This window comes from Candidatus Ancaeobacter aquaticus, assembly GCA_030765405.1.
Classification (GTDB): domain Bacteria; phylum Auribacterota; class Ancaeobacteria; order Ancaeobacterales; family Ancaeobacteraceae; genus Ancaeobacter; species Ancaeobacter aquaticus.
The window spans coordinates 1-14,628 of the sequence record JAVCCP010000062.1 but is presented as its reverse complement, the minus strand read 5'-3'; the positions used below and the strand labels follow the sequence as shown (position 1 = coordinate 14,628).

The 14,628-nt window shown below is 37.9% G+C and carries 14 protein-coding genes; 13 read left to right on the top strand and 1 reads right to left on the bottom strand.

The window, feature by feature from the left end; translation table 11 throughout:
• Positions 1-236 precede the first annotated feature (236 nt).
• From P9M13_08560 to P9M13_08530, 7 genes are all read left to right on the top strand, one after another.
• Positions 237-701, top strand: a complete 465-nt coding sequence (locus tag P9M13_08560; GenBank protein MDP8263340.1) for a pyridoxamine 5'-phosphate oxidase family protein — start codon at positions 237-239, stop codon at positions 699-701.
• 41 nt (positions 702-742) lie between these two features.
• Positions 743-1,621 (top strand): AsmA family protein, encoded by an 879-nt coding sequence (locus P9M13_08555; protein MDP8263339.1) that lies wholly within the window; start codon positions 743-745, stop codon positions 1,619-1,621.
• Positions 1,622-2,131 (top strand): nitroreductase family protein, encoded by a 510-nt coding sequence (locus P9M13_08550; GenBank protein ID MDP8263338.1) that lies wholly within the window; start codon positions 1,622-1,624, stop codon positions 2,129-2,131.
• A gap of 24 nt (positions 2,132-2,155) precedes the next feature.
• Positions 2,156-4,441, top strand: coding sequence for a PAS domain S-box protein (locus tag P9M13_08545; protein MDP8263337.1), 2,286 nt, complete (start codon positions 2,156-2,158; stop codon positions 4,439-4,441).
• Positions 4,441-4,788: a response regulator gene (locus tag P9M13_08540; protein MDP8263336.1), complete on the top strand. Its 348-nt coding sequence runs from the start codon at positions 4,441-4,443 to the stop codon at positions 4,786-4,788. The genes P9M13_08545 and P9M13_08540 overlap by 1 nt, the downstream gene beginning before the upstream one ends.
• 123 nt (positions 4,789-4,911) lie before the next feature.
• Positions 4,912-6,954: a ferrous iron transport protein B gene (gene feoB, locus P9M13_08535; GenBank protein MDP8263335.1), complete on the top strand. Its 2,043-nt coding sequence runs from the start codon at positions 4,912-4,914 to the stop codon at positions 6,952-6,954.
• 72 nt (positions 6,955-7,026) lie between these two features.
• Positions 7,027-7,668 carry a metal-dependent transcriptional regulator gene (locus P9M13_08530; protein ID MDP8263334.1) on the top strand — a complete coding sequence of 214 codons (642 nt, stop codon included), beginning with the start codon at positions 7,027-7,029 and terminating at the stop codon, positions 7,666-7,668.
• Between the two features lie 27 nt (positions 7,669-7,695).
• Here the strand turns inward: P9M13_08530 and P9M13_08525 are convergent, their stop codons facing one another.
• Positions 7,696-9,720: a LysM peptidoglycan-binding domain-containing protein gene (locus P9M13_08525; GenBank protein ID MDP8263333.1), complete on the bottom strand. Its 2,025-nt coding sequence runs from the start codon at positions 9,718-9,720 to the stop codon at positions 7,696-7,698.
• Positions 9,721-9,841: 121 nt separating this feature from the next.
• Between P9M13_08525 and P9M13_08520 the strand changes: the two genes are divergently transcribed.
• The 6 genes from P9M13_08520 (at position 9,842) to P9M13_08495 (ending at position 14,425) form a co-directional block, all read left to right on the top strand.
• Positions 9,842-10,498, top strand: a complete 657-nt coding sequence (locus P9M13_08520; protein ID MDP8263332.1) for an endonuclease III domain-containing protein — start codon at positions 9,842-9,844, stop codon at positions 10,496-10,498.
• Positions 10,499-10,598: 100 nt separating this feature from the next.
• Positions 10,599-11,126: a nitroreductase family protein gene (locus tag P9M13_08515; protein ID MDP8263331.1), complete on the top strand. Its 528-nt coding sequence runs from the start codon at positions 10,599-10,601 to the stop codon at positions 11,124-11,126.
• A gap of 18 nt (positions 11,127-11,144) precedes the next feature.
• Entirely contained in the window at positions 11,145-12,257 is a 1,113-nt protein-coding gene (locus tag P9M13_08510; protein MDP8263330.1) for a CehA/McbA family metallohydrolase, read from the top strand.
• A gap of 286 nt (positions 12,258-12,543) precedes the next feature.
• Positions 12,544-12,945 carry a hypothetical protein gene (locus tag P9M13_08505; GenBank protein ID MDP8263329.1) on the top strand — a complete coding sequence of 134 codons (402 nt, stop codon included), beginning with the start codon at positions 12,544-12,546 and terminating at the stop codon, positions 12,943-12,945.
• Positions 12,946-12,972: 27 nt separating this feature from the next.
• Entirely contained in the window at positions 12,973-13,515 is a 543-nt protein-coding gene (locus P9M13_08500) for a hypothetical protein (protein ID MDP8263328.1), read from the top strand.
• A 226-nt stretch (positions 13,516-13,741) separates the two neighbouring features.
• Positions 13,742-14,425 (top strand): hypothetical protein, encoded by a 684-nt coding sequence (locus tag P9M13_08495; protein MDP8263327.1) that lies wholly within the window; start codon positions 13,742-13,744, stop codon positions 14,423-14,425.
• Positions 14,426-14,628 lie beyond the last annotated feature (203 nt).

Sequence of the window (14,628 nt, the reverse complement as noted above, 5' to 3'; positions counted from 1 at the left end):
GTAGATATAATCGTCTTTTGTAATCCAATTTTTTAAGCGAAATCCTTTCGCGAATATGACCCTTTGTTTAAAAACCTCTAATTAAGCTTAAAATCATACCTTATGCGTATTGTTGCGGAATCGTTGTATTGTAGATAAATTAGGGGATATTTCTTCTATAATATGTTAATATTACACGCAGTTATGATAATAGTAAGTGTGTAAACGCTCGGTGTAGTGATTGGTATGGTGCATATATGGACATTATAAATCTTCAAGATTATTTCGTAAAAAAAGAATTTGTCTTTCTTGCAACAAGCGATCTAAAAGGTACCCCTAATGTTGCACCGAAATTTTTTCTTAAGCAAGAAGATAAAACAATATATTTGATTGATTATGCTTTTGGTAAGACATTAGATAATCTTCGCGAAAACCCTCTCGCATCAATAGCCGGCATGGATATTAAAAGTTTAACAGGATACAAGATGGTGGGGCGTATTGTTATTATGGAAAAAGGGAAGCTGTATGAAACATTAGTTCAGGCAGTGCGTGAGAAAGAACTCCGCCTTTCTGTTCAGCGTATCGCTGAGGGGGTGCGTACACAGAAGAAACATGCCCATTTTAAACTTGGGCTCTCAGGAAAAGTTATAATATATAAGTTTACGCTTAAACGGTTAACGGTTATTCAGCCCGGCGGTGAGGCGACACAGAAAAAGTTATAAATAGTAAACAGGTATAAATCATAAAAAGAGGGGATAGAAGGATGAAAAAATTATTACTCATTGTAGTTGTGCTGGTGGTAGTTATTTTTGTTGCAAAAGATTTTCTGATAAAAAATGCTGTTAAAAAAGGTGTAAACGCCATGACTGGCTTGACTCTTGATGTTGAGAAGATAAATATCAGTCTAATGGGAACTTCATTAGGTATTAAAGAACTCAAGCTTTTCAATCCTCCTCAGTTTAAAGAGAGACTTATGATGGATATGCCGGAAATCTATGTGGATTTATACTTGGAGGCACTTCTGAAGAAAAAGATACACGTTGAGTCAATACGGCTTAATCTGAAAGAATTTATTGTTGTTAAGAATGAAAAAGGTGAGCTCAACCTTGATTCAATAACTGCGGTAAAAGCAGTTGAAGAGAAAAAAGATACTCCTGAAGATAAGAAGGAAGCAAAAATGCCAGATATAAGAATCGACGAGTTGGTGCTTAAGATCGGAAAAGTAAAATATATCGATTACTCTAAAGGAACACCACCTAAAGTTGTTGAAGTAAACGTGAATATCGATGAGCGCTATGAGGATATCGATGATCCATATAAGCTTATTAGCCTGATCGTTTTTAAAGCGTTAGTGAATACAAGTATTGCTAACCTGGCAGATTTTGATCTCGGGCCATTGAAAGGCAAGACCGCCCAAACCATTGAAAAGGCAAAAACGCTTATGAAAGACTACTCTTCAAAGGCAATGGATCTTACCGGAAATCTTGGAGATTCCATGAAAGGCGTGACTAGTAAAACATTTGATTCGGATACAAGTCTTGGAGATAAGACAAAAGAAGCTGCAGCAGGCGCAAAAGATATGATGGATGATGCGGCTGATAAAATTAAAGATATTTTTCCGTTCGGAAAGAAAAAAGAATAAATGAACTGTATTGAAATAATAAAAAAAAGAAGAAGCGTGCGGAAATATAGCGGTGTGCCCGTTACACGTGAAGAAATAGAGAGCATAATAGAAGCTGCTAGATATGCGCCTACCGCACGTGGGGTTCAGCCCTGGGAGTTTATCGTTGTTACTAACACGGATATTCTCAAGAAGATTGCTGAGATAGCTGAATATGGGAAGTTTATCGCGCAAGCAAAAGCATGTATTGCAGTTTATTGCCGCGATACAAAATATTATCTGGAGGATGGATGTGCTGCGACAGAAAATATTCTTGTGGCGGCAGCATCTCTTGGTATTGGATCATGTTGGGTTGCCGGAGATAAGAAACCATACACAAGCGAAATAAGTGTTCTTTTAAAAGTGCCTTCAGAATATAAATTAATTAGCCTTATTTCACTAGGTAGGCCAAGTAAAGATTTTGATCTTTCTGTTGCCAAAAAAAGAGCTCTTAAAGATGTGATTCATTGGGAGTGGTTTAACACTGCTTAATATATGTATAGTTAAAAGGTCATTATGGGAAAAAAGAAAAATGAAGACTCTTTTTCACAGAACACTTTCCCGAACATAGTCGATCTCATAGGTTTTCCAGTCTATATTATTGATAAAAATTATCGTGTTGTATATGTCAACAAATCCCTTATAAAAATTATCAAAGGCTATGGCCTGCGAGAAAATAAGCCTGTTGGGAAAAAACTATACGAACTGTTTTCTTTTATTACTCCGAAGATACGCCAAGAATATCGTACGGTGTTTACATCCGGTAAGAAAATTATTTCAGAAGACGTTTTAACTATCGGGAAAAGAACAACGATTATAGAGGTAGAGAAGATTCCATATTTCTCAGGATCTAAGGTATCACATATAATAACGACCCTTAACGATTTAAGCAATATAAGGTCTTCAGAGGAAGAGTTAAAACAGTCTGAAGAGAAATACAGAAATGTTGTTGATAACATCGGGTTAGGTGTCGCTGTTATCAGTCCTGACATGGAGATCCTAACTCTTAACAAGCAAATGAAAAAGTGGTTTCCCGATATTGATCCGGCAAAAAAACCTGTGTGCTATAAATCTTTTAACAAACCGCCATCAAAACATATTTGCAGCTATTGTCCCACACATAAAACCTTAAAAGACGGAAAGCGTCATGAGGCAGTTTCTTCAACACCAGACGGCGATAGTATTACGCATTATCGGGTAGTGTCAACGCCCATACGGAACAATCTAGGGCAAATTGTTGCAGCGATTGAGATGGTTGAGGACGTTACGGAAAAAAGAAATGCTGAAAACACATTAAGAAAGAGCGAGGAACGATATCATGTGCTTGTGGAAACTGCAAACAGTATCATTCTCAAAATGGATAGAAAAGGCCGTGTTATATTCTGGAACAAGTTTTCAGAAAAATTCTTTGGCTTTAAGGCAAAGGAAATAATGGGTAAATCTGTTCTGGGAACTATAGTCCCCAAGAAAGAGACAGGAGGCATAGACCTTGCGGGGCTCATTACAGATATTTGTAATAATCCTAAAAAGTACAATAATCACTTAAATGAGAATATAAAGAAAAACGGTGAGCGTGTTTGGGTGTCATGGACCAATCAGCCTGCTGATGTTGTTGAGGGTGAATTTACCACCATATTATGCGTGGGGAATGATATAACCAATAGCAAGAGAGTTGAAAAGCGATTGCAGTTGTTTCGTGATCTGGTTGATAATTCGAACGATGCCTGTTATGTGATCGATCCTACAACAAGTAGGATTCTTGATGTAAACAATGAAGCATGCCGATGTCTTGAGTATGCCCCTGAAAAACTTAAAGAACTCAGGGTAATTGATATAGATGCTGTTGTTTATAAGATGCATATGTGGAGAAAGCACGTAAGCGATTTGCGAAGAAAGAAAAAAATGGTATTGGAAAGTATGCACAGAAAAAGTGATGGCGTATCTTTTCCGGTTGAAATAAATGTTAAGTATGTGATGATTGCAAAAAAGGAATATGTTTTTGCTATTGTGCGTGATATTACTGAACGCAAGAAAGCAGAAGAAAAATTAAAAGAGGCGTACGTACAGCTCAAAGAAACACAAAACATACTGGTGCAAACCGAGAAACTTGCTGCTTTGGGGCGGTTTTCGACCGGTATTGCTCATGAGATAAAAAATCCGCTGGGGATCATCTTAGGCGCGATCGAATATCTTGATATGAAAATGCCAAAATCTAATAAAGATTTGAGAGCTACGCTTGCAAAAGCTGAAGAGGCGACGTTACGAGCAAACGGTATTTTACATGATTTGCTGCAGTTTGCACGACCGACAGAACTAAAAGCTCAAAGAATCAATCCTGAAGAACTTGTAGAGCGGACACTATCACTATTTCGATGTAGAGTATCTTTTAAAAATATACAAGTACTTACCCGCTATGAGCGAGGGGCCCATATGATAAAAGTCGACAAGAATCAGATACAACAGGTACTCTTGAACATTTTTATTAACGCTGCTGATTCGATGCAACGGGGAGGAAAAATAAGGATACATACATATTTAGTATATAATTGTGTTTATATAAAAGGAAAAAATGCGTTTGTTATTGAAGTTAGAGATACCGGAGAAGGGATATCTAAAGAAAATATGAAGAGGCTATATGAGCCATTTTTTACTACAAAAAGGGATAGAAGCGGAACAGGACTTGGTCTGCCGATATCGAAAAAGCTCGTAAGCAAGTATAATGGTGAATTAGTGATTGAAAGCGAAGCGTGCAAAGGAACTACCGTAAAAATAATATTTCCGCTTATTAAGAGGAATCGATAATGATAAAGAACATACTTATAATCGATGATGAAGTTGATCTATGTGAAATGGTCAAAAAGAATCTTGAAGCAGTAGGCGAGTTTCATGTTCGTATATGTACAGACAGTAGAAAATGGAAAAAATGTGTCAATAAGCAAGTCCCAGATGTTATATTGATCGATGTTATAATGCCATATCTTACTGGACCAGAAATAGTCAAAGAACTAGAGAAGGATATCCTGACAAAAAGCGTACCCATTATTTATTTTACCGGGGTAGGAGTGAGCGCTGAAGAATGTAATGGGCACATATACTTAGAAAAACCGGTAAAAATAAAGGATCTTGTTAGGGTAATAAATAATGTATAAATCTATATATGTTTTTATCCTTTCATTTCTTTTTTTTAGCATTTGTGGTATATGATTAAAGAACACAAATGTATATGACAAACCTGTAATTCCCCCTTATTTTATGTTGAGATAAGTGCATGAATGAGGCGGAAAATAAAATTGATTGGCAGCTATATAAATATTATGAGTGCAAAAATTGAAATAGATCTTAAGAAAAAAAAGAAGATTGTGCTTGTTGGTAATCCCAACGTGGGCAAAAGCGTCATATTTAATACGTTAACAGGTAAATATGTTGCGGTATCTAATTATCCGGGAACGACAGTTGAAATTACTGAGGGACTATCAAACTTTGATCGAGAGCGTGATGTTATTATTGATTCTCCCGGAGTGATATCTCTTATACCAAAGTCTGAGGATGAACGGGTTGCCAGAGATATTTTACTTGAAGAGACCCCTGATGCTGTTGTCCAGGTTGCAGACGCGAAAAACATATACCGAGGATTATTTATCACTATCCAGCTTATTGAGATGGGGATACCTTTTGTGCTGGCGCTTAACATGATGGACGAGGCTGAGCAAAGAGGGGTACATATTGATCATAAGCGGCTTCAAGAAATGGTGGGTGTCCACACTGTCCCAACGGTCGCTATTGAAAAGAAAGGAATATCACGATTAATTCAAATGGTGCACAAAGCACAGAATTCGAATTATAGGGTAGATTATGGAGACAAGATAGAGCATGCGCTGAGGCAACTATCAGATATTATTCCTGATATCGGGGTTGATAAACGTTTTGTAGGTCTGTCCGCTCTTTCGGGGGATATTACGATTGAGGAATATTTGCTTTCCAAAGGTATTGAACATGAGCTGATAGGTAGAATTAAAGAGATCGTTAAAGAAACCGAGCAGAAATATTCACAGCCGCTTAGTTATGTGATTACCGTGAAACGGAAAAGAGCTGTTGATGCAATCGTAAAAGAAGTTGAACAAGTGCGTCAAGAGAAGAAATCCGCGCTCAGAGATACAATAGGGAAAATAGCAATGTCACCGCTGTATGGTATTCCCGTGCTTATTGTTGTTCTTTTCCTTATGTATATTATTGTCGGGGTTCTTGGTGCGGGAGTCTCCGTTGATTTTCTTGAGGGAAAAGTGTTTAATGAAAATATATTGCCTTTTGTTTCACATTATATTCTTAGATATATTCCATTTCAGATTGTGCAGGAATTTTTTATTGGTACTTATACAGGAGCTCCGGCTGGTTATACAGGGTATGGGATCATTAATATGGGGCTTACCTATGCTTTAGCGATAGTTCTTCCTATTGTTGCTTTCTTTTTTCTGTTCTTTGGTATTTTAGAGGATTCGGGGTATCTTCCAAGACTTACTATAATGTCAAATAAGATGTTTAAGAAAATCGGTCTGAACGGTAAAGCGATACTTCCTATGGTTCTGGGATTAGGATGTGTTACTATGGCGACTTTGACAACAAGAATCTTAGATACAAAACGTGAACGGATAATTGCAACATTTCTTCTTGCGCTCGGTATACCGTGTTCTGCCCAGCTTGGAGTTATTATGGCAATGCTCAGTGCTGTATCTATTAAGGCGTTAGTTTTCGTATTTATCGTTGTGTTGACACAGCTCTTTATTGTCGGTTATTGTGCGGCAAAGATTCTTCCGGGGAAAACGTCTGATTTTATAGTTGAAATACCTCCGATGCGTGTGCCGAAATTATCAAATATACTAAAGAAAACGGCCAGCAGGGTGAAGTGGTATCTTACTGAAGCGGTGCCTATCTTTATGCTCGGTGCTGCTATCTTATTTGTTCTTGATAAGGTAGGGGTGTTAAGAAAAATTGAACAATTAGCAAAACCTATAATCGTTACTTTTCTTGGTTTGCCGGCTAAAGCAACGGAAGCATTTCTTATCGGATTCTTTCGCAGAGATTATGGTGCTGCAGGTCTTTTGTCATTGGAGAAAGCAGGCGAACTATCACATGTGCAGATCGTGGTAAGCATGGTCGTTATTACGCTGTTTGTTCCGTGTATTGCAAATCTGCTTGTTATTATTAAAGAACAAGGTATTAAGAGAGCATTTGCCATACTTGGTTTTATTATTCCCTATGCTATTATGGTTGGCGGCATTGTTCGGTTTATACTTGTTTATTTCAATATTCGCCTATAGGATAGGAAAGAAATTATATAGAGACATTGCGGCACGTGAACGTGTAGCTGCATATTTTGCAAGAGGGGGTATATGGACATTAAAATAATTGAAGAAATTCTTGAAACAATATTGCGTAAATCTGATTCAGGCGAAGTGCTTGTTGAAGATTTAATAAGAGAATATAAGTTAGGAGAGGCAGATCTGGCAAAGATTGAGCAAGAGGGATATATTCGCATTCAAGGCGGAAAAATATCCTTTACCGATACAGGCCAAAAAGTTGCCACACGTATCATTCGATGTCATCGGTTAGCGGAACGTCTATTAGATGTATTAGATATTAGCGATAAAAATCAAGAGGAAGCCGCCTGTGATTTTGAGCACACTGTTCCCCCGGAAGTAGCAGAAGCAATATGTACTCTTCTAGGGCATCCTACTCAATGTCCTCACGGGAAAGAAATTCCTCCCGGTGAATGTTGCAAAAGAGCTGAAATGGAAGTGAAGCGTATTGTTGTTAGCCTCCCTGAGTTAAATGCCGGTGAAAGGGGTAAAATTGTTTATATTTCTACGAAAGATCACAGTCGTATGGATAAGTTAACATCATTCGGTTTTTTTCCAGGCACTTTAGTAAAAGTGCATCAAACTCGTCCGGCATTTGTTTTGCAAATTGGCCAAACTACAATCGCCATTGATAAAGATGTGTTAAACGATATCCACGTAAGAAAAGTGGGTTAGATTATAATTACTGTTAGATAAAAAACGTTACTTCTTTGTTGATTCATTTGTATCTGTGACGATTTCTTCTTTAATCTTGCCTTTAGGGCCAAATGTCGTTATTTTTATTGTGTTGCCATTATCATCACTAGTTATTGCCTTAATCTTTATGCGAGCCTTAACTTTTGGTTTTACTTTCCTTTGTTTTGAATGCACCACTTTTTGTTTTTCCTGAAGGGTTTTTTCCACAAAGGTAGTTCTCGTTGATTGTGATGAGGTTTTCTTTTTAATAGTATAACGTGGTGTAGCTTTTTGAGGTTTTCTTATTTTCTTAGAGGGCAACTTTTCTGTGGTCTTTTTTACCGGTTTTCTTGCAGGCGTTATCCTCGTTTTCTGAACGGGTTTTTTTGTTATTACTGTTTTTTTCTTTGGAGTCTTTTTCAGTGCTTTTGTAGGTGTAATCGATTTTCTTTGTATCGGCTTATTAATTGTAGAAGGGGCTTCTTTTACTTGTGTGCTTTCAATAAATTCATTTATTGTATAAGTTTCTTTCTTTTTAGTATTTACTATTGGTGTCTGTGCTGCCTTTTTTGAAATTACAGGGGTAACGGGTTTTGGCGTGCTTTTCGGAACAATAGTTTTTGTCGTAGTAGGTATTTTCGCTGGTTCTTTCTTTATTTTATTTTCAACAAGGGTCATTTTCTTTTCCGTAAGTTTTGGAATTGCGGTGACTACTGCTTTAGCGGCAGAAGAAATGGCATCGGTGACCTTTTTGAATAGTTTTTGTGGTTCTGGCAGTGAGAGTGTCTTCTTTTTTTTCTCTATTATCTTTTTCTTTTCAATAGTTTTAAGTGCCGCTTCTGTTGGTTTTGGTACGGTGATTACGATTCCTTCATGTAGGTTTGTCTTTTTACCTTCAAGCGTATCTTTATTTGCACTATAAAGGAGTGGCCACTTTGTGTCGTCATTATAGATCTCATCATATCCTGCAATGATCCATAATGTTTCTCCTTTAGAAATTGTGTGATATGACTGTATTGATGGGTCGGAAACGTTTTTGTTTAATGCCACGGTATCAATTTTTGGAATGCGTAAAACTGTACCCGGCTCAATATCTAAGCTGTTGTCTAACACGTTTTTGTTTGCATCTCGCAATGTACGCCATTTAGTGGAATCATTGTATATTTCATCATATCCCGCTATGATCCGGAGCGTTTCTCCTTCTTGTGCGGTATGCGTCTTGTCTCCTATCACAATAGGAGGTGTAGCTATACTGACCTCTCCTTTTTTAATGGCTGGAGCAGGAGACGGAACAGGGGCTAACTCTACTGTTTCTTCCTCTATATCGGTTGATGGTTGAGAAATCGTTTTTTCGTATTCGTCGAGACTGATGGGCGCAGTATCGATTATCGGTGGCGGCAGTTGTTTCACAGGAGCAATTGTTTGTTCAGCGCCGAGGTTCTCTAACGATGTACGTGCAGCGTCTGCTTTTTTTCCGCGTGGATCGAGCATAAGATATTTTCTATAGAAATCAACGGCTTTGACGTTGTTTGTCATGGTTTTTTCATAAATAAGAGCGATCCAGTAATAACATTCGTAGAAATGTGGATTGATGCTGATAACAGTCTCAAACTCTTGAATAGCTTCACGGTATTCTCTTAGCTCTGCCAGTGTGAGACCAAACCAGTAATGAGTTTGAACATTATCTGGATTTAATATAATTGATTTATAAAGGTGGTCTGCTGCAAGTTCGAGAAGATCATGGTTGTAATAAAGTATCCCTAAAGTGTAGTGGACCATATCGCTGAAAGGGGGTTTTAAAGCAAGAGCGTGTTTATATTGCGCAATAGCTTCATCGTACAATCCTTCTTCTTCGAAAAACTGTCCCTGTTCATAGAATTTGTCTGCAACGACAGCGCTTGCTTTAGGGTATTCGTACAGTTCTTTTTTTGCTTTCTTAAGTTTTTCTTGCTGTTTTCTGCTCATTGTACGTCCTTCAGGTTTTTTTGTCATACCACAGGCATGAGTGACAAAAACCAGCAGTAACAGTATACTTAAAATGTATTTCAACATAGCACCCCTCATTGTGTGTTGTGTCGCACGTTTTTATTATAACAAGTTTGATAAAACTTCATTTTTATTCTATGATGATAAGGGTAAAAATGGAAGATGTAAAACAAAAAAGAGGATGAATATGACTTTGTGCGAAAAGCAATTAATGAACATATACCAAAAACTATATGATCATTACGGTTACCAAAAATGGTGGCCTGGTGAAAGTGCATTTGAGATCATAATCGGGGCGATACTCACGCAAAATACCGCATGGATCAATGTTGAAAAAGCAATTTGTAATCTCGCGTGCAAAAAAGTGCTTTCGCCGCATAAAATCAAAAATATTTCAGAACAAAAACTTGCTGAATTGATTCGGCCAAGCGGGTATTACAATATTAAAGCAAAAAGGATAAAAGCCTTTATAGAGTATTTATTTACCTGTTATCATGGGAAATTAGGCAGAATGTTTATGCGTGATACCGACAGCTTAAGAAAAGAGCTCTTACATGTTAACGGTATTGGTCCTGAGACTGCTGACTCTATTCTTCTCTATGCGGGAAAAAAGAAAGTATTCGTTGTTGATGCATATACGAGACGGATATTTTCTCGGAAAGGATTGCTGGAAGGAACAGAGTCCTATGATGATATTCAAAAGTTTTTTATGAATAATATCCCTAAAAGAATACGTGTGTATAATGATTATCACGCCCAAATTGTAATGCTTGGAAAAAATGTTTGTAAACCCAAGCCTCGATGTGATGTGTGTCCAATAAATACGGGGACCTGCAAAATATAGTTTTGTTTTAATGAGGTATATTATACGTTTTTAAATATAGTATTTTTTTATAGCATAAAGCTTACAGCTTATAACTTATAGCTTAACATGGGAGGTTTAAATGGATGTATATGATGCGCTTTATACGAGAAGAAGTGTCCGGGAGTACGCTGATACTCCAATAACTGAAGAAACGCTAAAACGTTTAATAGGATCATTACGTGTTGCGCCCTCAGCGGTAAATGCCCAACCGTGGAAATTTGTATTTGTGACGGAAGGAAAAGTAAAAGACCGGATTGTTTATGCCTGTAAAGGAAAAGAATGGATAGGGAAAGCAGCGGTGATTGTCGTTGGCTGCGGGTATCCAGAGCTTGCGTATAAAAATATGGGAGGGGACGGCAATAGCATTGATGTTGATATTGCGATTGCTCTTGATCATATGAGTATTGCCGCCCGTAGTGAAGGGTTGGGAAGTTGCTGGATTGGCGCATTTAACGAACAAGAGGTAAAAAGTATTGTGCGTGCGCCGGACAATGTAAAAATTGTATCTATGATGACTGTAGGGTATCCGGTTGATGAAACTGTTTTCAAAACGGACCTTGACCGGCGCAAAAGCTGTAATGAAATTATTTCATATAACACGTTTTAGCATAGAGAGAAGCTTGATATGCGAATGTATCGTGTAACAAAAAATATATGGGTTTTTGTCGTTCTTGTATGCATATGTGTCAGTGGCTGCAGCACGCTTAAAATACTGAGTAAAAAAACCGAACGCTTAAAAACGAAACATATGCCATATGCCGGTTTATATGAGCTTAAAGGTGCTCTTCATATTCATTCCAAATATCCTCAAAACCCTAATAGCATAGATGATATCGTTAGTAGTGCGCGAAAAGCGGGTCTTGATTTTATACTGATTACAGACCACGATACGTTGAAGACTCTGGAAGACGGGAAGGAAGGGTTTTATGGGGATGTGCTTGTTCTTATAGGAGAAGAAGTCACGACACCTGTGGGACATTTGCTTGTGTGGGGGATTGAAAAGCCCATCGTGTCGCGTAGTCCACGTGAGATAATAAACGAGGTAAAAAAACAAAATGGGTTAGTATGTGTTGCACACCCTTTTGCGCGTGAGTATTCATGGAAGGACTGGGATGTTACCGGATTTAACGGTATAGAGCTCTATAATACTCAGGCAAATATTATTAAAGAAAATCCTATTTGGCTTGGAATAAAAAGCATTATTCATTCACCGGACGATTTTTTTAGATCAACTGCTAAGGTCTCGCCAGAGGCAATACAAAAATGGGATGAACTGCTTAAGGAAAGAAAAACAATTGCGATTGGCAGCACCGACGCGCATGAAAGACATGGGTTGCCGGGTTTTGAGTTTGACTCATACGATATCATGTTAAGAACAGTTAGCTGTCATGTTAATGTCCCGTCTTTTGATAAGAAAAGTATTATAGAGGCATTCCGCAAAGGTTGTTTTTATATTTCATTTGATTTGTTTGGTTTTCCTGAAGGGTTTTTGTTTTATCTAAAGAGGGGAGAAAAGGAGTTTCCGGTAGGAAGTATTTTGAAACTAATGAAAGGCGACAAAATTATTGTAGAAGTGAATAAGCGCTCACACATTAGGTTAATTAGTAACGGGAAGGTGATAAGAAAATTGGATGGAGTACGTCTTGATTACACTCCGCAGTATAAGGGGTATTATCGCGTTGAGGTATATAAGGATAAGAAGCCGTGGATTTTTTCAAATCCACTTTATCTTGAATAAATGTTTGGTGAAAGTTTGTTGTGTAATTATGATATCTGTGCTAGAATTACTTCACGAAAATCAATCAATGACTATATGTTAATACTATGCGGAAAGGAGGGTGAATATGAAAAAATATATGCTTCGCCCGGTGGCACGCTGTAAAGAAGGCTGTAGTACTTAGTCCTTGGTATGACGCGAAACTGCCTCAGAGAGACGATGTTTACAATAGGTGAGTAAACATTTAATAGGGTATAGAAATAATATTATCAAATAAAGAGTTGTGAACATTTAAAGAGGAGGCGTTATGAAGGTGCTATTATCAGTTTTTGTTGCAGTGGTTTCAGTCTTTGTCTGTGCATCACTTGTTTTTGCAGGAAGCAGTTCATGTAGCTCAGATACTACACAAGATAAAAAGGTCGGTTATGATGAAGCTAAGTTGAATCAAGAGCTTGGGGAAGCAGGTCAAACTACAAGAGATGCAGGGAGCACAACAGGTAGAGTAACAAAAGGTGCTTTGAGAGAAAGCGGAGAAATCGTTGAAGGATTTGCCCAAACATCAGGTGATGTTATTGTCGGTGCTGGTAAAACAGCAGTTAAGGCCGGTAAAGGGATGGCAGATAGTACAGGACGCATGATAAAAGGTGCAAGTGACTCAAGTAAAGGATTTGCTGATGATAGTGCGGATACTATTAAAGGCGATCAATAACATTTTATGAGGTAAGGAGGAATTTATATGAGAAATAGTATTAGTGGTATTGCAATACTTGCATTTATTCTTGTCTTTGCGCAGCAGGTATGTGCAGGAGGATATGAGCAGGCGACAACAGAGTGGACTCCTGAACAAACTGAGTCAACATTTGTAGAAGAAACAATCGTGGAAACACCGTGTTCGGTTACTGAGGAGACAATGTATGTCGTTGAAGAGGTACCGGTAAGCTCTACCGAAAAACCTGAGCTTATGAAACCGTACAATCAAAGTTGCGACGGATACAGTGAACCCGACATGAATAGAAATCTTGGTGGTGCGGGAAATACAGTAACAGGAGCTGGGGAAACAGCGGGTAATATTTTTACCGGATTCTTAAGAGAGTTTGGCATTGTTGTAGAAGGTGTCGGAAGAACAACCGGTGAAGTTCTTGTCGGAGCTGGTAAAACGACAGGAGAATGTCTTAAAGGTTTCTGTGACAGTACCGGGAATATGGCAGTTGGTGCTGGCGAGTCAACAGGTACCGCAGCAGATAACACCGGTAAGATCATTACAGGTGAAGAAGAATAGTAATAAAAATTATTATTATTATTATGCGTAAGGTTAAAAGCCCGTTTCATTTTCCATGAAGCGGGCTTTTTCCATGTCTTGAAAATGTAATGTGTTAAATGGTAGTTAAATGGTAGCTGCTACCATTTAAATTTATGACAAAACCGATTTCATGGGCTATAATCCTAAAAAGAAGGTTATAATAACTTCATATCTAACTGACAAAATAAAAGAAGGAGATATTAACATGGAAAACCAGATTGCGAAGCCGATGTTAAATGGAAAATGCAATATTTGCAAAGGAGTTTTTACTAAAAAAGAAATGACTAGACACCTTAGGTCTTGCGGTAAAAACAGAGATAACTTAAAAACAGATACACAAAAGCTGCAGAAAACAAAGAAACTTCACATTTTAGTTGAGGGAAAGTATCAATCTGATTATTGGCTGCACCTCAAGGCATTCTCAAGCGCAACCTTAGAAGATATAGACGCTTTTCTTAGAGATATTTGGCTTGAATGTTGCGGACATTTAAGCATGTTCACAATTGAAGGAAAAACATACTCATCAAGCCCGATGGAGGAATATGAGGACAGGAGTATGAACATTAAGTTAGATATGGTACTCCGTCCAGGTCTGAAGTTTCGTCATGAGTATGATTTTGGGTCAACTACACATCTTTTGCTGAAGGTCATTTCGGAAGAAGAGAGCGAAATAAAAGATAAACCTATTCAAATTTTAGCTAGAAACGAATCTCCTTTAATATCGTGCAGTAATTGCGGCAAAGCTGCTGTGAAAGTCTGTGCTTCATGCAGCTGGTCTGGTGAGGGATGGCTTTGTAAAGACTGTGCAAACAGCCACAAATGCGGCGAAGATATGCTCCTTCCTGTTGTTAACTCTCCACGCGTGGGAGTATGTGGATATACAGGATAGAAAATATATGCGGCTGACAAGCGGTGGATAGGGGTAAAGTTTCAATAGGAAATATATAATCCATTTGTTATAATACAATTGCTCAAGCGTTATAAATAAATCGAGTAAGACCATGTCCCACTTCGTAAATGGGACATGGTCTTACCAGAAATCAGGTAAAATCACCCTTGAGGCAGCTATTATGAAGCCTAAGATAAGGATTC

Bases quoted from the DNA above. Each gene is read 5' to 3' on its own strand.
- P9M13_08560 (MDP8263340.1), top strand. From the start codon at position 237: ATGGACATTATAAATCTTCAAGATTATTTCGTAAAAAAAGAATTTGTC.
- P9M13_08555 (MDP8263339.1), top strand. From the start codon at position 743: ATGAAAAAATTATTACTCATTGTAGTTGTGCTGGTGGTAGTTATTTTT.
- P9M13_08550 (MDP8263338.1), top strand. From the start codon at position 1,622: ATGAACTGTATTGAAATAATAAAAAAAAGAAGAAGCGTGCGGAAATAT.
- P9M13_08545 (MDP8263337.1), top strand. From the start codon at position 2,156: ATGGGAAAAAAGAAAAATGAAGACTCTTTTTCACAGAACACTTTCCCG.
- P9M13_08540 (MDP8263336.1), top strand. From the start codon at position 4,441: ATGATAAAGAACATACTTATAATCGATGATGAAGTTGATCTATGTGAA.
- feoB (MDP8263335.1), top strand. From the start codon at position 4,912: ATGAGGCGGAAAATAAAATTGATTGGCAGCTATATAAATATTATGAGT.
- P9M13_08530 (MDP8263334.1), top strand. From the start codon at position 7,027: ATGGACATTAAAATAATTGAAGAAATTCTTGAAACAATATTGCGTAAA.
- P9M13_08525 (MDP8263333.1), bottom strand. From the start codon at position 9,720: ATGTTGAAATACATTTTAAGTATACTGTTACTGCTGGTTTTTGTCACT.
- P9M13_08520 (MDP8263332.1), top strand. From the start codon at position 9,842: ATGACTTTGTGCGAAAAGCAATTAATGAACATATACCAAAAACTATAT.
- P9M13_08515 (MDP8263331.1), top strand. From the start codon at position 10,599: ATGGATGTATATGATGCGCTTTATACGAGAAGAAGTGTCCGGGAGTAC.
- P9M13_08510 (MDP8263330.1), top strand. From the start codon at position 11,145: ATGCGAATGTATCGTGTAACAAAAAATATATGGGTTTTTGTCGTTCTT.
- P9M13_08505 (MDP8263329.1), top strand. From the start codon at position 12,544: ATGAAGGTGCTATTATCAGTTTTTGTTGCAGTGGTTTCAGTCTTTGTC.
- P9M13_08500 (MDP8263328.1), top strand. From the start codon at position 12,973: ATGAGAAATAGTATTAGTGGTATTGCAATACTTGCATTTATTCTTGTC.
- P9M13_08495 (MDP8263327.1), top strand. From the start codon at position 13,742: ATGGAAAACCAGATTGCGAAGCCGATGTTAAATGGAAAATGCAATATT.